19 protein-coding genes and 1 pseudogene are annotated in these 16,883 nt (G+C 69.8%); 11 read left to right on the forward strand and 9 right to left on the reverse strand.

Annotated elements, in window-relative coordinates:
• Positions 1–1,291 (reverse strand): RNA-guided endonuclease InsQ/TnpB family protein (locus tag G6045_RS07200; RefSeq protein WP_235967657.1); only part of this gene is annotated, 1,291 nt, incomplete at its 3' end.
• Positions 1,292–1,343: 52 nt separating this feature from the next.
• Here G6045_RS07200 and tnpA point away from each other — a divergent pair.
• Both tnpA and G6045_RS41260 read left to right on the forward strand, forming a co-directional pair.
• A pseudogene (tnpA, locus tag G6045_RS42470) lies at positions 1,344–1,585 on the forward strand (IS200/IS605 family transposase); the annotation flags it as partial.
• Positions 1,578–1,853, forward strand: coding sequence for an alpha-N-acetylglucosaminidase C-terminal domain-containing protein (locus G6045_RS41260; protein WP_235967659.1), 276 nt, complete (start codon positions 1,578–1,580; stop codon positions 1,851–1,853). The pseudogene tnpA and the gene G6045_RS41260, both read left to right, overlap by 8 nt.
• Positions 1,854–1,881: 28 nt before the next feature.
• On the opposite strand, the gene G6045_RS07210 is transcribed toward G6045_RS41260, so the two are convergent.
• Positions 1,882–2,796, reverse strand: coding sequence for a helix-turn-helix transcriptional regulator (locus G6045_RS07210; RefSeq protein WP_165330982.1), 915 nt, complete (start codon positions 2,794–2,796; stop codon positions 1,882–1,884).
• A gap of 164 nt (positions 2,797–2,960) precedes the next feature.
• On the opposite strand from G6045_RS07210, the gene G6045_RS07215 reads away from it, so the two are divergent.
• Positions 2,961–3,986 (forward strand): SMP-30/gluconolactonase/LRE family protein, encoded by a 1,026-nt coding sequence (locus G6045_RS07215; RefSeq protein WP_165330983.1) that lies wholly within the window; start codon positions 2,961–2,963, stop codon positions 3,984–3,986.
• On the opposite strand, the gene G6045_RS07220 is transcribed toward G6045_RS07215, so the two are convergent.
• The gene (locus G6045_RS07220) at positions 3,921–5,822 is read right to left on the reverse strand and encodes a glycosyltransferase (protein WP_165330984.1); all 1,902 of its coding nucleotides are present in this window, start codon (positions 5,820–5,822) and stop codon (positions 3,921–3,923) included. The two genes, G6045_RS07215 and G6045_RS07220, sit on opposite strands and share 66 nt — an antisense overlap.
• Before the next feature lie 612 nt (positions 5,823–6,434).
• On the opposite strand from G6045_RS07220, the gene G6045_RS07225 reads away from it, so the two are divergent.
• From G6045_RS07225 to G6045_RS07235, 3 genes are all read left to right on the forward strand, one after another.
• Positions 6,435–6,839, forward strand: coding sequence for a hypothetical protein (locus tag G6045_RS07225; RefSeq protein WP_165330985.1), 405 nt, complete (start codon positions 6,435–6,437; stop codon positions 6,837–6,839).
• 210 nt (positions 6,840–7,049) lie between these two features.
• Complete coding sequence (locus tag G6045_RS07230) at positions 7,050–7,223, forward strand: hydrophobic protein (protein ID WP_165330986.1); 174 nt, start codon at positions 7,050–7,052, stop codon at positions 7,221–7,223.
• Between the two features lie 111 nt (positions 7,224–7,334).
• Positions 7,335–7,889, forward strand: coding sequence for a type 1 glutamine amidotransferase domain-containing protein (locus G6045_RS07235; RefSeq protein ID WP_165330987.1), 555 nt, complete (start codon positions 7,335–7,337; stop codon positions 7,887–7,889).
• Positions 7,890–7,892: 3 nt separating this feature from the next.
• On the opposite strand, the gene G6045_RS07240 is transcribed toward G6045_RS07235, so the two are convergent.
• Positions 7,893–8,402 carry an SRPBCC family protein gene (locus tag G6045_RS07240; RefSeq protein ID WP_165330988.1) on the reverse strand — a complete coding sequence of 170 codons (510 nt, stop codon included), beginning with the start codon at positions 8,400–8,402 and terminating at the stop codon, positions 7,893–7,895.
• Positions 8,403–8,519: 117 nt separating this feature from the next.
• Here G6045_RS07240 and G6045_RS07245 point away from each other — a divergent pair, with 117 nt between their 5' ends.
• From G6045_RS07245 to G6045_RS07255, 3 genes are all read left to right on the forward strand, one after another.
• The gene (locus tag G6045_RS07245; protein ID WP_165330989.1) at positions 8,520–9,005 is read left to right on the forward strand and encodes a hypothetical protein; all 486 of its coding nucleotides are present in this window, start codon (positions 8,520–8,522) and stop codon (positions 9,003–9,005) included.
• Positions 9,006–9,223: 218 nt separating this feature from the next.
• A complete protein-coding gene (locus G6045_RS07250) occupies positions 9,224–9,961 on the forward strand; it encodes a class I SAM-dependent methyltransferase (protein WP_165330990.1) in 738 nt (245 codons plus the stop codon).
• On the forward strand, positions 9,958–10,344 hold the full coding sequence (locus G6045_RS07255) for a VOC family protein (protein ID WP_165330991.1): 387 nt from the start codon (positions 9,958–9,960) through the stop codon (positions 10,342–10,344). The genes G6045_RS07250 and G6045_RS07255 overlap by 4 nt, the downstream gene beginning before the upstream one ends.
• Before the next feature lie 59 nt (positions 10,345–10,403).
• Here G6045_RS07255 and G6045_RS07260 read toward each other — a convergent pair whose 3' ends face one another.
• Positions 10,404–11,993 carry an FMN-binding glutamate synthase family protein gene (locus tag G6045_RS07260; protein ID WP_328707684.1) on the reverse strand — a complete coding sequence of 530 codons (1,590 nt, stop codon included), beginning with the start codon at positions 11,991–11,993 and terminating at the stop codon, positions 10,404–10,406.
• A gap of 103 nt (positions 11,994–12,096) precedes the next feature.
• Positions 12,097–13,404: an alpha/beta fold hydrolase gene (locus G6045_RS07265; protein ID WP_165330992.1), complete on the reverse strand. Its 1,308-nt coding sequence runs from the start codon at positions 13,402–13,404 to the stop codon at positions 12,097–12,099.
• Positions 13,405–13,597: 193 nt separating this feature from the next.
• On the opposite strand from G6045_RS07265, the gene G6045_RS07270 reads away from it, so the two are divergent.
• Together G6045_RS07270 and G6045_RS07275 are read left to right on the forward strand one after the other, a co-directional pair.
• Positions 13,598–14,677 carry an NAD(P)H-dependent amine dehydrogenase family protein gene (locus tag G6045_RS07270; protein WP_165330993.1) on the forward strand — a complete coding sequence of 360 codons (1,080 nt, stop codon included), beginning with the start codon at positions 13,598–13,600 and terminating at the stop codon, positions 14,675–14,677.
• A complete protein-coding gene (locus tag G6045_RS07275) occupies positions 14,674–15,156 on the forward strand; it encodes a carboxymuconolactone decarboxylase family protein (protein ID WP_165330994.1) in 483 nt (160 codons plus the stop codon). The genes G6045_RS07270 and G6045_RS07275 overlap by 4 nt, the downstream gene beginning before the upstream one ends.
• A gap of 38 nt (positions 15,157–15,194) precedes the next feature.
• On the opposite strand, the gene G6045_RS07280 is transcribed toward G6045_RS07275, so the two are convergent.
• From G6045_RS07280 to G6045_RS07290, 3 genes are read right to left on the reverse strand one after another with little or no spacing between them, the layout of a single operon-like run.
• Positions 15,195–15,674, reverse strand: a complete 480-nt coding sequence (locus tag G6045_RS07280; protein ID WP_165330995.1) for a GNAT family N-acetyltransferase — start codon at positions 15,672–15,674, stop codon at positions 15,195–15,197.
• 34 nt (positions 15,675–15,708) lie between these two features.
• On the reverse strand, positions 15,709–16,236 hold the full coding sequence (locus tag G6045_RS07285) for a 2'-5' RNA ligase family protein (protein ID WP_165330996.1): 528 nt from the start codon (positions 16,234–16,236) through the stop codon (positions 15,709–15,711).
• Positions 16,237–16,275: 39 nt separating this feature from the next.
• Positions 16,276–16,869, reverse strand: a complete 594-nt coding sequence (locus G6045_RS07290) for a DinB family protein (protein ID WP_165330997.1) — start codon at positions 16,867–16,869, stop codon at positions 16,276–16,278.
• Positions 16,870–16,883 lie beyond the last annotated feature (14 nt).

A 16,883-nucleotide genomic window follows, 5' to 3' on the forward strand; every position in this document is an offset into this window, starting at 1 on the left:
GCGTCGGGCGGCCAATCAATGGAAGCCACTGACGGCAGAACGTTGAAAGCCACACCCGACGCCCCTGGGTGGACGAACCATACGAAGGGCTCGCCCGGTCCCGCAGAACAACGTAGGGAACGTTGAGGGCTCCCACCGTGTCCGCATGCGCCTGGTAACTGCACGAGACGCAGTGGAACTTCTCCTGTGTGAGCCGGTTCTCCTTGTCGACGTGCCCGCATTCGGGGCAGGTCCGGGAGGTGTTGCGGGGGTCCACGGCGATCACGTCTCGTCCGGCGCTTTCAGCCTTGGCGTGCAGGATCGTCAGGAGTACCCCCCAACCGGCATCTGAGATCGAGTGGTTGAGCCCGGCCTTCACAGCCGCTCCATTGGGCAGGAAGCCGCCGGGCTGGTCGGGATCCGGGTTCGGAGCGGGAGCCTTGACCATATTGCGGATCTTGAGGTCTTCGTGCGCGATGAAGTCGTGTTGCCGAACGAGGTCAAGCGCGGTCTTGTGTGCGTGGTCGAGCCGCTGACGCCGGACCGTGCGATACAGGTCGGCGACCTTCTGAACGGCACGACGGTGGTTACTGGTGCGCTTGTCGCGCCGTACACGCGGGAACCGGGCGAGGGCCTGCTGTGCGGCTTCGAGCTTTGCTGCTGCCCGGCGTCCCGGGCGTGGGTTGGGGACGAACTCGCCGTTGGAGTCGGCGAGGAAGTTGGCTATGCCCATGTCGACGCCAACCACACTGCCAGTTGCGGGCAGCGGCTCGGGCGGTGCCTGCTCTGCCGTCAGCACGACGTACCAGCGTTTGCCCTCGAGCTTGACGGTCACGGTCTTGACCTTGCCGACCACAGGACGGTGCTGGTTGACCTTGACGTGCCCGACGCCTTGGAGGCGGACGCGAGTGACGGGGTCGTGCGGGGTGGAGTTCCAGCGGCAGCCGTCGCCGTCTTTGGGGAACTCCACGGTGTCGAACCAATTGACGCCTCGGAACCTGGGGAATCCGGGCTTCTCTCCACTCTTCGCGCGCCGGAAGAAAGCGGCGAACGCCTTGTCAAGACGGCGAAGCGTGGCCTGCTGCGAGGAGAACGACCAACGGCCCTGACGCTGCGGGGCGAATGCCCGGATGTCCTTGAGCTGGGCGGACTGCTGCCCGTACCGGACAGAGGTCTTCGAGGCATGCCGGTAGGCGTCGCGGCGCTCTTGCAAAGCCCCGTTGTAGAGACCGCAGTGGTCCCGCAACATCTCGGCCAGTGCCCACTGCTGGGCCACGGTGGGCCGCAAGAGGAACATGTACGCACGGATCATCCTGCCCACCCCCATTCCTGCTCAGATTCGACCTTCATACCATCCTCGGCGTATGTCGCCCCGCTGGGCGCCAAACCCCGAAATTCGCGCTGATCATCACGTCGCATACAACCTTCACGCTCACTTGGTATTCGTCACCAAGTACCGGCAGGGCATCTTCGATGACTCCATGCTCAAAGGTGCGAGGAGATCATGCGGGAGGTGCGCTACAAGTCCGAGGTGGAGTTACGCGAGTTCAACGGCGAGGCCGATCACGTCCATCCCCTCGTGCACTACCCGCCGAAGATTGCTCTGGGGCCACCGCCAGGCAGCGGACGGCGGCGGACTGCGCGATTACGCCAACCGCGAGTGGTCCGGGCTGATCGACGGCCTCTACACCCTGCGCTGGCGAACGTACTTCGCCGAGCTCACGTCCGCCCTCGCCGAGGAGCGCGAGCCGGCACCCATCGACTGGTACGCCCTCGAGGAGCACTGGCTCCGCACCCACCCCGCGTATCCGACGAAACCGAGCGGCGACATCGTGCGGATCGCACGCAAGGTGGCGCGGGCTGTGGGTGCCTGAGCGGGCAGTCGAACAGCGTGAAGTCCAGTCAGGAATCGGCAGAGTTGGAGTGGGTGTCGGTGTCCTGCCCGCGCTCGTGGCCGGGTTCGAGGCGGCGGTCGCGAGGCGTGCCGTCGCCGTACCAGCTGGACAGGATGCGCAGGTTCTCCGCGTCCGCCGTCCCCGGCCGCGCGGTGTAGACGGTCAGGTACTGCTCGCTGTCGTCGGGCAGGTGCAGGGTCTCGTACTGCAGCGTCAGCGCACCCACCACCGGGTGCTCGAAGCGCTTGTAGCCGTGCGACTTGCTCTTGACCGTGTGCATCGACCAGTGCCTGCGGAACTCTTCGCTCTTCAGTGACAACTCGCCGACGAGCGCGGCCAGCTGCGGGTCGTCGGGGTGTCGTCCGGCGTCGAGGCGCAGGTGGCCCACGGTGTCCTTGACGACGAACTCCCGGTCCGGGTAGAGGCGGAGGACGTTCTCGTCGAGTAACACCAGCCGGGCGAGGTTGCGTTCGTGCGGAGCCAGTGCCCCGAAGTCGGTGATCAGCGCGCACGCGAGCTGGTTCCAGGCGAGGATGTCCATCCGTCGCCCGAAGACGAACGCGGGTGTGTCGCCGATGGTGTACAGCAGCTGCCGCATGCCCGGCCTGGCCTGCTGCGGCCGGTCCTGGCGCGGCACGCCGGCCGGCTGCCGGGCCAGGCGGTGCAGGTGGCTGCGCTCGTCCTCGTCCAGGCACAGCACCCGGGCGACCGCGTCCAGCACGGCGTCGGAGACACCGGGGTTGCGGCCCTGCTCCAGCCGTACGTAGTACTCGACGCTGATTCCGGCCAGGTATGCCAACTCCTCACGGCGCAGCCCGGGCACCCGCCGGATGCCACCGCCGGGGGCGAAGCCGACATCCTCGGGCCGCAGTCGGGCGCGGCGGGAACGCAGAAACTCTCCGAGCTCGGTACGTCGCTTCATCACAGCATCATCACCTCCAGCGGGCGCCTGAGGGTGGTCCTGTCAGTACCCAGGAATGTCCGTACCGGGGAACAGCGGGGTGATCACAGCGGCTCCCGCGGCTGTCGACAATGGCGGCATACGAGCACCGCGCCCAGCGGCGCATCCCGATGAGGAGTGGGTGAATGACGAAGCAGCCCCTGTCCCGGCGGACCTTGCTGTCCGCCACCGCCGCCACGGCCGCCACCGCGGTCCTGGCCGTGACGCCGCCCGCCGCCGCGCGCCCGGCGGCGCCCGCCCGGGCCCGCGGCGAAGTACTCCCGGACCACTATGTCGTGCCCGGAGACCGCGCCTTCCCCACCGGCAGCACCAACGATCCACGCACCGGTCACCTCTACGTCGGCAGCGCCGAGGACGGCACCCTCTACCGGGGCCACCTCACCAAGCCTCAGTTGAGCCCCTGGTCGTCCGACGGCACCGACGGCCGCAGCATCACCTCCGGACTGGCGGTCGACGGCGCCGGCCGGCTCTTCGTGGGGGGCGCGGACACCGGCACGCTGCGCGTGTACGACACGACCAGCGGCACCCTGCTCGCCCTGCTGCACGGTGTGGAGGGCGGGTTCGTGAACGAGATCACCGTCGCATCCGACGGCACCGCCTACGCCACCGACTCCTTCCGCCCGGTCATCTACCGCCTGACCCGCTCCGGCGTCCGCTGGACCCTCGAGCGCTGGCTCGATGTCGCCCGCACACCCATCGACTGGGTCGACGGGCAGCACAACCTCAACGGCATCGTCTGCGTGGGCCGTTACCTGCTGACCGTCAACAGCAACACCGGCCAGCTGTGGCGCATCGACCGCCACACCGGCGGCGTACGCGAAGTCGACCTCGGTGGTCACCTGCTCCGCAACGGCGACGGGCTCGTCTGGCGCGACGGCCGCCTCCACGTGGTCCAGGGCAACATCAACGACACCCCAGGGCTCACCCCGCAGGTGGCCGTCGTCCAGATGTCCGCCGACCTGAGCGCGGGCCGCTACACCGCCCGCATCATTCCTCCCGGCGGCTTCCGCCACCCCAGCTCGGCGTCGATCGCCCGCGACCGGATCATCGTGGTCAACAGCCAGTACAACCGCTGGATCGCCGGCCTACCGCCGGAGGTGCTGCCGTTCACGGTCTCCAGCATCCCGCTGACCGACGCGGAGCCGGTGTGAGGGACCTCGGTGGGTCGAGGCGAGGGCCCGGTCCGCGCGCAGCGCCAGTACCGGGGCGCAGGCGGCCAGGGCCGCGTAGAAGACGAGCATCGCGCAGACCCCGATGCGGGCCGGGGTGGGTGGCGCCGTGGCCGCCACGGTGACGGCGCCGGCAGCCCACAGGATGCCCAGAGATGTCTCCGGCCAGACCGCCGCCAACGCCGCGGCCCCCGACGGCAGTTCGGGAAATTTGCTGGTGCGGCGCCAGGGCCGGTGCGAGGTCCACCAGGAAGGAAGGACGGCCGCCCAAGTGATGTGGTGGAGGGCGCACTGCGCCCAGACGGCACCGGCAGCCTCCCGTGCCGTGCACCGCAGTACGCGCCGGAACAGGCACCACCGCAGCGCGAGGCCGTTGGCTGCGAGCAGCAACGCGACACAGGCCAGGGCGGGATGCCATGGCACCTCACCGCCCGCGACAAGCACGCAGGCCAGCACGGCAACGCAGGCCATCGCCAGGGCGGTGTGCGCTGCCCGCACCATCTCGCGGGCGCCATGGTGGGCGTGCAGGAGTTTCTGCGGTCCGCTCAGCGCCGAAGGCCGCGCCCACCGTCGGGGCAGCAGAATCCGCCAGTGGCGGCGCAGTTCTTGCGCGGGGCCGAAAACCCAGCGTGCGCGTTGCTTGCGGTAGCCACCGAAGGTCTCGGGCACCAGGCCGTGCCCGAAGGGCTCGTCGAAGTAGTGCGAGGCGTACCCGGCGGCATGGATGCGCAGGGCCAGTTCCGAGTCCTCGGAGCTGCACCACTGGGCCCAGCCCCCGGCCTCGCGCAGCGCGGAGGACCGGATCAGACACATGGTGCCCGCGATGATGGCGCTGCCGCGCTCCGCGCGCGCCACCAGGTAGGTGGCGTACATCATGCGGTACTCCCAATAGCAAGCCCGCACATAGGAGTTGCTCCACCAGCCGCGATAGTCGTGGCGCACCTGCACGAAGCCCGTCGCGGGGTCGTCGAACAGCGGGGTGAGGCGCGCCAGGAAGTCGGGGCGGGCCTGGTAGTCGGCGTCGATCACCGCCACGATCGCCACGTCCGGACTCGTGTGTTCCATGGCGTAGTTCAAGGCCCCGGCTTTGGCACCCTCAAGCCCCTCCACGTGGTGGAAGCGGAACTGCTTGCCCAGGCGCTCGCAGTGGTCGCGCACCGGCACCCACAGGGCCGGGTCGGTGGTGTTGTTGTCCACGACGAGGACCTCGAAGTCGTCGTAGTCCTGGGCGGCGAGTGCGTCGAGGGTCGCCATCACGACCTCGGGCGGTTCGGCGTGACACGGCACCTGCACACAGACGCGGGCTCCGGCACGCCGACCGGTGCGGGGCGCGTGCCGGGACCGCCGCCAGGTCTGCCGCAGCAGCCGCTCCTGACAGAGGTAGGAGTCGAACAGCGTCAGGGCGACGCGCGGAATTCCGGTGAGCAGCCATGCGGCCATCGCCACGCGCGCCGGCCCGGACCCCGATGCCGTCACCAGCGCCTGCACACACCAGGCCAGGATCAGCAGATGCGCGGCGACGGACACCGCCACGGCCAGCCGCCCCGTCGTATGCAGGTCGCCGGTCAAGGGTCGTACGGCCAACCAAGCCACGGGAACGGCAGCCACCAGCACGGCCGACAGGCCCAGCGCGTCCGCCCCTTGGAGACACAGACCGGCCGCGACACCTGCTGATACCAGCACCAGCACCCACTCGGCGATCCGGCCGCCCGGTAGTGGGCCGCGCCCGGCCCGACGGCACACCAACAGGGTGGCGGCCGTGTGAGCCGCGGCCAACGTCGCCGTGAAGCTGCCGAGCAGCGGGAGGGCGGCGGTCATCGCAGTACCGCGGGATGATCCGCACAAAAGCCGGTAAAGAACACATATGCGCAACGACCGGATCCCGTGAGGGTCACCCGCGCGCATGCCGCCCGGCGCCGTTCGCACGAGCTAACTCGTCTGGGCGATCAGGGCAATTGACGGGAAGTCGTTCCGCATCACGCCCCTTGCCCACACCATCGCCATCGGTGCCGGAGCCCTGCGTCTCACCTGGTTCGCGACCCAACCCGCCGCAGCCGCGCCGACGGCGGCCGGCCCCGAGCCCGACCCGGCCGTGCACACCGCGCTCTACTCGGTGCAGCACGTCGTGGACCAGGTCGCGAACGGCCCACCGTGGGGCCGCTGCAGGCGGGTCAGGACCTGCGGCACCCGGCAATACGCCGTGTCGTCCGTGCAGAGCCTGGCCGATGGAACCGCACGCTCGGGCAACGGCGTGCATCCGTAGCCAAAATACGCCGTCCCCTGTGCCGCACCCCGTCGCCGCTTTCGCCTCCGTCCGGGACCCTGGGTCCGACGATGCAGGGCGCCGCATGATGCGACCGCGATGGCCTGTACGGACGCAACCCGCTCCGCCTGGCCGAGGAGGCCAACCACTGGCCCGTACTGGCCGACTTGCTTGCCCAGTTCCGGACCGTCGAGCTCAACGACCACTATGTGTACGTGTGCACGAGGCTCCGTGCGGAGCACTCGCCGGAACTGGGCATCAGCGGGCTCCCGCGGCCGGCCCGGGAAGCTGTCTACGACATCGCCTACTACCTGCAGACCTTCGCCGGAATGGCCTCTTTGGGCGTCGCCGGTGAAAGGGAGCTGTTGGCGCTGCTGCACACCAGGGTTCCGCAGGTCTGGAACGCACTGCGGCCCTACGTCGAAAAGGAGCGCGAGACCGGACCCGTCGGCCCTCAGCTGCTTGCCCTCCTGGAAGCCTTCGCCGCACGTCCCGAGGCCCTGCGCGAACGGGCCGTTCACAACCTCCTGGAACGCGCCCGCAGCGGACGAACCACCCGCCTCGCCCGATGAAGACGCACCAAGGCCGACCGCCATGCGCGCAGGCCCGCCTTCCGCCCGCTCCTCCCGTCCGCCGCGTCCGCGAACACGCTCCTGGCCCCCGGCGTCGCTCTCGTCGACCGGATACGGGACTACGTGAGCGGCCGCGGGAAGTGACCCCCTGTGGATCACCGTGCGTGAGGCTGCCTGGTAGGGGTACTCGGCGGGCTGGAGGTTGATGACATGGTTCCCCTTCTTCTGGTGCTGTTGCTCGCTCTGGTCCTGTTCGGGGTGGGCTTCGCCGTCAAGGCGCTGTGGATCCTCGCGCTGGTCGTGATCGTGCTGTGGCTGGTGGGCTTCATGGCCCGCTCCCCCGCCACCGGAGGCGGCCGCAGGGCCCGCTGGTACCGCTGGTAGTCGACGACTCCTGAAGCACGGGCGGTGGCGCCAGGTGTGCGCCGCCGCCCGTACCTGCAACTCCCCGCAGTGGAAACCCTCTTGTAGCCCCCTTTGGAACGGAGCAACCTCATGCGCGTCGCCTTCCTGGTCGCCCCCGAAGGCGTGGAGCAGAGCGAACTGACCGAGCCCTGGCGGGCCTTGGAGCACGCCGGGCACACTCCGGTGCTCGTCAGCACCGACCCCGGGCACATCCAGGCCTTCCAGCACCTCGACAAGGGCGACACGTTCCCCGTCGACGAGACGCTCGCCGACAGCGAGCCCGGTGACTTCGCCGCGCTGGTGCTGCCCGGCGGGGTCGCCAACCCCGACTTCCTGCGCCTCGACGCACGCGCCGTCGCGTTCGTCCAGAGCTTCTTCCGCCTCGGCAAACCGGTCGCGGCGATCTGCCACGCACCCTGGCTGCTCGTCGAGGCGGACGTCGTCAGGGCCCGGACGCTCACGTCCTGGCCGAGCCTGCGCACGGACATCCGCAACGCGGGCGGCAATTGGAAGGACGCCCCCGTGAAGGTCTGCGAGGCGGCGCCCGGAGCGCTGATCACCAGCCGTAAGCCGGATGACCTCAAGGTGTTCTGCGAAGCGCTGCTCACGGAACTCGCGCGGCACCCGGACAGCCCCGCGTCCTGAGCCTCAGCCCATGGCGTGCGCGTACCGCACCATCGCCTCGATCGTCGCGCCCATGTTGTCGTTCATCGCCTGCAGTCGCTGGGGCAGGGACGACGGATCACGTTCCGAGGCGAGCCGCGTGCCGGTGATGCCGGGGCCGTGCTCGAAGCTGTGCACCAGCCGGGTGTGGCCCGGCGTCCCGGCCGGCGTGAGCTCGTATCGCCAAAGGGAGCCGGGGCGTTCGGGGTCCTCCGTGTCGTCGAGGACGATCCACGCGAAGACATCCGGCGGCTGCATCGTGGTGACCTGGCAGACGACCTTGCTGACGAATCCGTCCGGATAGCGGCTGCGCCCCTCGAAGCGGGCGCCCAGGCGGGGGCCGGGTGACGCGGTGTCGAGCCAGGCGCCGTAGATGCACTCGGGGCTCCATTCGCCGAACCGCGTGACGTCGGTGATCAGTTCCCACAGCCGCTCCTGCGGCAGGTCGACGGTGCGGGTGAGTTCGGTGCGTGCGCCGGTGACGGCGTCTTCCACGGTGTGCCCCTTCGTCCGCGGCATGCGCGCCGCACACCGTACGGGGCATGCTGCCCGCAGCCGCCGAGGCCTGTACAGAGGCCGTACGGTGGGCGCAACCGACCTCGGGGGGATGCCGTGAAGCCGTGGAGAGTGCTGCTCGCGCTGCCGGCGCTGGTGATCGCGGGCTGCGGTTTCGGCCCCGGCAGCGGCGGGCGCCCCTGCACCCTGATCGGCGGCGACTCGGGGGTCACCGTGCAGCTCGACACGGCGGACTTCACCGAACAGGTACGTGATGCCGACGGCTCCATCCTGCTGCGGCTCTGCGCCGACGGAGTCTGCAAGGAGGGCAGCGTCGCCAAGCATGACGGCGGCGCCAAGCATGACGGCGGCGCCAAGCATGACGGCGGCGCCATGGCGAGGGTCTTCGTGCAGCTCGACGAGGACATCGGCGAAGTGACGGTCCCGGTGCGGTTCACGATCTCCGCGGAGGGCCGTGAACTCTACGACGAACAGGCCGAGGTGAAGCTCCGCAAGTCGCAGCCCAACGGGGAGGGTTGCTCGCCGACCCTGTACCAGGGCGGGCTCACCGCCCACCCCGATCGAGGGCTCATCAAGGGCTGAGAGGGCGGTCGAGAAACCCTCGCCAGGTGATCGCTCAGAGCCCCCGTAACGGCCTTCCAGCGCCCTCTGAGCGCCTGCCCCAGGTGCCCCTGAAGGGGTCGGTCGGACAACGGGCTCGTAGCCCCTCCAAGCCTCGTCCAGCACTTCCCCGCACCGCCTCTGACCTGGGCTTTTCCTGCGTCGAGCACTAGAATCAAGGCTCTGACGAAGGGGTGGGAATGACCCGCGATATACGCACCGTGGACGACGTCATGACGATGCTCGACGGACTGTTCTCCGACGGCGCCGACCGCTGGACCGACGAGGGAGCGGCCTGGTGGGACGGCTTCTACGCGGACCGGTCCAAGCCGGTTCCGTTCTTCGTGCCCAAACCCGATGAAAACCTCGCCGGGCACGTCCAGAACGGACGGCTCAAGCCGGGCCGCGTGCTCGAACTCGGCTGCGGTCCCGGCCGCAACGCCCTCTATCTCGCCTCGCAGGGTTTCGAAGTGGACGGCGTCGACCTGTCGCCGGCCGCGCTCGACTGGGCGCGGGAACGTGCCCGTGAGACGGGAGCAGAGGCCCGCTTCCACCTCGGGGACATCTTCGGTCCGGTGCTCGCCGACCAGGAACCGTTCGACCTGATCTACGACTCGGGCTGCTTCCACCATCTGCCGCCGCACCGCCGCATCAGCTATCTCGCGCTCCTGGACCGGCTGCTCGCCCCGGGCGGGCACTTCGCCCTCACCTGCTTCGCCTCCGGCGGCATGGGCTGCGAGCTCCCCGACGCCGATCTGTACCGCGACCGCTCCCTGCACGGCGGTCTCGCGTACACGGACGACTCCCTGCGTACGGTCTTCTGCGAGTACGAGGAGGTCGAGCTGCGCCTCATGCGGGCGCAGACGCCCGAATCGCCGTACTTCGGCGAGGACTTCCTGTGGACGGGCTTGTTCCGCAGGTCCACGCTGACTGCATGACGCAGATCAGCCAGCTGTCCCTCGGCGTGCAGGACGACAAGCGGGCGGCCGCCTTCTGGGAGCGGGCGCTCGGGTACGTACGCCGGGCGCCGCGGTTCGAGGGCGACGACTGGATCGTCCTCGAACCGCCCGCCGGGGGCAGTGGGATGGCGATCGCGCTGGATGTGAGCGCCAGTCCCGCCGAGGAGTTCCCCCGCGTCCACCTCGATCTCGACGTGGGGACAAGGGACTTGGACGAGGAGGTGGAGCGGCTGGTCGCCCTCGGTGCCGAGCGGGTCGACTGGCCGTACTACCCCAAAGACCCTGACCCGGGCGCCAAGCCGTATGTGGTTCTTGCCGACACCGAGGGCAATCGCTTCTGCGTCGAGGGCCGCCGGGCGTAGCAGCCGAGGACGGCACGCCCCGGGCACGGGCGATCAGAGCGCGACCCGGGAACAAGCGCTCAGGGTGCGAACTTGTCCGGGTCCGCCTGGTCCCACGCCCGCGCCCATTCGTCCGGCAGGCCCTTGCCGCCGAGCAGGGCGCCGGGCTCCAGCCAGGTGAACAGGTCGGCGTACGAGGTCACCTGCTCGTAGGAGAGCCGACGGCGCAGCATGTGCGGGCGCAGCAGGGACGGGTCGTCGACGCCCATCGAGGCCATGATCTGCAGGGCGCTGTGCACGGTGGCCCGCTGGAAGCGGTACACGCGCCGGTACTTGTCCTCGACGTCGAGTGCCTGCGCACGGCCCGGGTCCTGCGTGGCGACGCCGACCGGGCAGGTATTGGTGTGGCAGCGCTGGGACTGGATGCAGCCGACCGCGAACATCATCGCGCGCGCCGCGTTGGTGTAGTCGGCGCCCTGGATCAGACGCTTGACGATGTCGGCACCGGTGGCGACCTTGCCGCTGGCGCCGATCCGTACGTGCTCGCGCAGGCCGGTGCCGACGAGCGCGTTGTGCACGATGTTCAGGCCCTCGGTGAGCGGGGTGCCGACGTGGTCGACGAACTCCATCGGCGCCGCCCCGGTGCCGCCTTCGGCGCCGTCGACCACGATGAAGTCCGGCCACATCCGTTCTTCGAGCATCGCTTTGCAGATCGCGAGGACATCGCGCCGACTGCCCACGCACAGCTTGAACCCGGCCGGTTTGCCGCCCGCGAGCTCGCGCATGCGGCCCATAAAGCGGATCAGTTCGCGGGGCGTGGAGAAGACCTGGTGGTATCCGGGCGAGTGCACGGTCACGCCCTCGGGCACATCGCGTACGCGCGCGATCTCGGCGTTGACCTTGGCTCCGGGCAGGACCCCGCCCATGCCCGGCTTGGCGCCCTGGGACAGTTTCAGCGCCACGCAGCGCACCACGTCCTGCGCCGCCTTGTCCGCGAACTTCCGCTCGTCGAAGCCGCCGTCCTCCGTGCGGCAGCCGAAGTAACCGGTGCCGACCTCCCACACCAGATCGCCGCCGTGGCGCACGTGGTACTCGGAGATCCCGCCCTCTCCGGTGTCATGCGCGAAGCCGCCTTCGGCCGCTCCCCGGTTGAGCGCGAGGATCGCCTGGGCCGAGAGCGAGCCGAAGCTCATCGCCGACACGTTGAGCAGGGCCATGTCGTACGGCTGTGGGCAGGTGCCCTCGCCCAGGCGCACGGTCGGCGGCTCCTCGGGCACGCGCACCGGCATCACCGAGTGGGTGAAGAACTCGTAGCCCGGCTCGTAGACGGAGAGCTCGGTGCCGAAAGGGTCGTCGCCGAAGACGCCCTTGGCGCGTTCGTAGACCGTCTCGCGGGTGTCGCGGTCGAAGGGCCGGCCGTCGTAGTCGCGCTCGATGAAGTACTGCTGGACCTCGGGCCTGATCATCTCCATGAGGTAGCGCAGATGGCCGATGACCGGGTAGTTCCGCAGGACCGAATGGCGGCGCTGGGTCACGTCGTACGTGCCGACGGCGGCGGCCCCGAGCAGGGGCCCGGCGAACAGCCACCACCAGGCGGAGCCGGTCACGGCCAGGGCTGTGCAGCCAAGCGCCACGACGGCGAGCGCCGCCACGAGTCCTCTGCGCAGCACGACGGCTCCTTCCGGCCCGGTCTCCGGATCTATTCATCGACAGGGCGATTCGACGCTACGGCGACTCGGCCACGGGTGCCCGCCGAGCAGGCCCGTAAGCCCGTCAGAGCTCGCCGCGCACCAGGCCGAGCAGCCGGTCGAGGACGCGCGGGCCGTCCGCCCGTACGCCGTCGTGCTCGTATTCGTCCGTCACCCAGGTGCGCAGGCCCCGGATGGCGCGGGCGGTCTCGAGCGAGTGGGCGGTGTCGACGTACATGTCGTCGTGGTAGACCACGGCTGCCACAGGGACCTCGTTACGGGCGAGGATCTCGGGGGCGTACAGCTGACCCGGCCAGTCGGTGCGGGCGGCGAGCAGCTCTGCCGTCTCACGCAGCGGGGCGAGGGCGGGGTCGGCGTCGAACATCCACGGGTGGATGGACTCGCCGGTGAACAGCAGCGGCGCCTCGCCCGCGAGGGTCTTCTCCGCGTCGAACTGCGGGAACTCGCCGCGTACGCGCTCGGCCGCCCAGCGCGTGGCAAGACCGGGCTGTGCGTAGATCGCTTCGTGAAGCACCGCGTACAGCGGGCGGGCGGCGTACGAGAGCGCGGCCTGGGCCTCTTCCTGGAAGGTGTCCGGCAGGGCGGGGCCGTTCGGGGTACGGACGAAGGCGTTCTCCAGGAGGTAGTGCAGCTTGTGGCTGCCGTCGCCGATGCCGAGCAGGATGCCAAGCGACTGGAAGGCCTCGACGCTCAGGCGGTAGCCGCCGTTCAGGGTGAGCGGTCCCTGCTCCGCCAGGTGGCCGGCGATGGCCCGGGCGCGCGCCACGTCCTGCGGGTAGCGGGCGTAATGGGCGGCCACCTTGCGCTCTACGCGCGGGTAGCCGGCGCGGTAGACCTCGTCGGCCGTCGCGCCGAGCGAGGGCAGACCGCCGGTGATGAGGACCGCCGCGAGACCCTCGGGAGCCGTCGAGAGGTAGTTCACGGCGCAGAAGCCGCCGAAGCTCTGCCCGAGGACGGTCCAGGGCGCGCCGCCGGTCAGCTCGCGGCGGATCAGCTCGCAGTCGCGGACGATCGCGTCGGCGCGGAAGTGGGCGAGGTAGTCGGCCTGTTCGCGCGGGCCGCCGCGCAGCGGAAGGGTCTGCCGGTTGGCAGGTGTGGAGCGGCCGGTGCCGCGCTGGTCGAGCAGCAGCACCCGGAAGTCCTCGAGCGCCCGCTCCAGCCATGCCTGTGCACCGATCAGCCGCCGGGCCTGGCACCCCGGACCGCCCTCCAGGTACACCAGCCACGGCAGGTTCTCGCCCGCTTTGCCCGTGGCGACCACCTCGCGTCCATACACCTCGATGGTCTCGCCGTCGGGCCGCTCGTGGTCGAGCGGGACGGTGAACACACGGTCGGTGAGGACGACGCCGGGCTGACGGTTCGAGAGGGTCATACGGGGCTCCTGAGCTGTGCGGGTGCACGGCCCAGTCCATCACAGCGCGCACACCTGCCGGGATCCGCCCTTGCCGCCCGGCGACCGCGGGTGCGGCCCGCGGGACCGGCCCCGGACGCCAATTCCTGACGGCCCGTCAAATCCTTCGGTCAAGGCTCTACCAACCGAAAGGGCCGAGAGCTACCCTCCGCGCATGATTTCCACGGTTGTCTGGGGTACCGGAAATGTCGGCCGCCTGGCCCTGCGCGCGGTCGACGCGCACCCGGAACTCGAGCTCACGGACGTGATCGTGCACAGCCCGGACAAGGTGGGCCGGGATGCGGGCGAACTCGCCGGGTTCGAGAACCGGTTGGGCGTCGCGGCGACCGATGACATCGACGCGGTCCTGGCCAGGAAGCCCCGGGCCGTCGTGTACGCGGCATCCGGCGACCTGCGTCCCGACGAGGCGCTCGAGGACATCGGCCGCGCCCTGCGGGCCGGCGCGGTGGTCGTCACCTGCGCGCTGTACGGCCTGTACGACATCCGCAACACCCCGGACGAACTGCGCGCCCCGCTGCTCGAAGCGGTCGAGGAAGGCGGCGGTTCCCTCTTCGTCTCCGGCGTCGACCCCGGCTGGGGCAACGATGTGCTGCCGGCCCTGATCAGCGGGCTCGGCTCGCGGATCGACGCGGTCCGCTGCCAGGAGATCTTCGACTACTCCACGTACGAACAACCCGAAGCCGTCCGCTACTCGGTGGGCTTCGGCCAGCCCATGGACTACATGGCGCCCATGCTCATCGAAACGGTCCCCTCGATGATCTGGGGCGGCCAACTGCGCCTGATGGCCCGCGCGCTCGGCGTCGAACTCGAGGACATCCGCGAGACGATGGAGCGCCGCCCGCTCGAAGAGACCGTGACCACCCCGTCCATGGGCGAGTTCGAGGCCGGTACGCAGGGGGCGATCCGCTTCGAGGTCCAGGGCATCGTGAACGGTGAACCGCGTCTGGTCATCGAGCATGTCACCCGGATCCACCCTTCGTGCGCTCCCGACTGGCCGCAGCCGGCGAACGGTACCGGCGCCCATCGCGTGATCATCGAGGGGCAGCCGCATATCGAGGTGACGGTCGAGGCGAGCGACGAGGGCGAGAACCGTTCCGCGGGCGGCAACGCCACCGCGGTCGGCCGCCTCGTCAACGCCATCGACTGGCTCGCCGAGCAGAAGCCAGGACTCTACGACGCACTCGACGTCCCGCTCCGGCCCGCGGTCGGCCGACTCGGAAGGAAGCAGCCATGATCATCGATATCCCCGAGGGACAGGAACCCATCGGGTACGTATGGGACGACATGGTCCCGCACATCGGCCGGGCCGCCGCCGGGTTCTCCTTGTCCGTGTACGCCCACTCGAACCTGGGACTGCGCGAGTTCGAGGCCGCGCGCCTGCGGATCGCGCAGATCAACGGCTGCACGCTCTGTATGGACTGGCGCACCGAACGGGACGGCGAGGAGACGGTCGAGGACTCCTTCCTCGACGCCGTGGAGCAGTGGCGCACGACCGACGCTTTCGACGACCGTACGCGCCTGGCGGCCGAGTACGCCGAACGCTATGCGGTCGACCACCACAACCTCGACGAGGAGTTCTGGGACCGGATGACCGCGCACTACTCGCAGAAGGAGATCGTCGAGCTGAGCATGAGCATCGGCTCCTGGCTGGCCTTCGGACGGCTCAACCATGTGCTCGGCATCGACGCGGTGTGCAAGCTGCCGGCCAGGTGACGGGTTGACCGTGTGTTCGTGGTGTGCCGCCGAGGCGCTCAGAGATCCCTGCGGTACGCGAAGCCCGGCGCGTCTCCGATGACGATCTCCCCGGTCACCGTGAAACCGGTGCGGGTGAGCACGGCCTGGGATGCGGCGTTGTCCGTGGTGGTCACGGCGCGCAGCGCACGCAGACCGTACTGCTCCGCGGCGAGCGCGCACACCTGCCGTACCGCCGCCGTGGCAAGACCGCGCCCGCTCGCCGACTTCGCGATGCGGTAGCCCAACTCGGCCTCCCCGTCGGTGACATCGATCAGATTGACCCGGCCGAGAATGGCGCCCTCGGTGTCCACGAGGACATGAAAATGGCACTCCCCCGTGGCCTGTTCGTCGAGGCGCTCCTGGAGGCGCGCGTCGAACTCGGTGAAGAAGGCGTCGCCCCGGTCGGGCACGAAGGCGGCGAAGTACGCCCGGTTCTCCTGCTCGAAGGCGAGCAGGGCCGGTGCGTGCGCGGGGCTCAGGCGCTGCAGTGCGGGCATGGGCAGACAGTACGTGAGGTGCGGCTCGAGCACCTCACCGGCCGTCGCCCGCACTACCGTTCAGCCGGATGCGCCGCAGCACGGCGAACTCCGGTGGGCGCCCCTGCCGGTACACGGTCTCGGTCTGCAGCAACTCCGCCACCTGCACCACGCCTCCCGCATACCGCCCGGCCAGCTCGGCCCAGCACAGAGGGCCGCGTTCGCTCGTACGGGGGTGGGCGAGCGTCACGTGGGCGGGGATGTCGAGGCGACGCAGCGGCGGGGCGAGCAACTGTGCCCGCAGGCGCGCCCACCGGCCCTCCACATCGTCCACCGCGACGAACACCCCGCCCTGCCCGTCGTCCACCGCGCGCACTTCGCCGAGGCCGAGCCGGAATGGTCCGGACGTGGCGCAGTACTGCTCGGCGCGCTCGATCAGAAGCGCTTCGTCGGTGGTCTCCTCCGGGTAGACGACGGTCACATGAGCGGGGACCGCGGCGGCCATCACCGGGTCCCACTCGCCTCGCCACCGCTCGATCCGCTCGACCCCCGCAAGGGCCACGCACAGGTGCCGTCGTCTCATGGCCGCACCGTAGCCGCGCCGGGCTCCCACGGCAGCAGGTCAGCCCTGGTCGGCTTCCTTCGCCGCGGCCTCCAGGCGCTCGTAGTGCGCCTTCCACCACTCGGTGTCCGTCGAGGGCAGGTTCTCGTTGCCCTGCTTCATCCCGGCCGCACCGTCGACCAGTTCACGGACGATGTCGGCATGTCCGGCATGGCGGTGGGCCTCGGCGATCATGTGGATGAGGATCTGCTCAAGGGTGACCTGCCGGCGGTCCGGGTGCCACCACGGCACCTCACCCGTGGCGCCCAACTCCAGTGCTTCGACGGTCGCGTCGGAGTGCTCCCACACGCGGTGATAGAGCCCCACGATGTCCTCGCGGGATTCGTCGGGCCTGGCCCACATGTCGGCATTGGCCTCGGCGTCCTCCGCCATCCACGGCAGCGGCTCGGGGAAGGGCCGGCCGAACACATCGCCCAGATAGCCCGCCTCCGTACCGGCCACATGCTTGACCAGGCCGAGCAGATTGGTGCCGGTGGGCGTGAGCGGGCGGCGCACCTCGTACTCGGAGAGTCCTTCGAGCTTCCAGAGCAGCGCCTCGCGGGCGGACTGCAGATAGCGGTGGAGGTGGGCCTTGGCCTGGGCATCAGTCGTCATGCGCGCAGTCTGGC

The organism is Streptomyces mesophilus, from assembly GCF_011044995.1.
Lineage (GTDB): Bacteria > Actinomycetota > Actinomycetes > Streptomycetales > Streptomycetaceae > Streptomyces > Streptomyces mesophilus.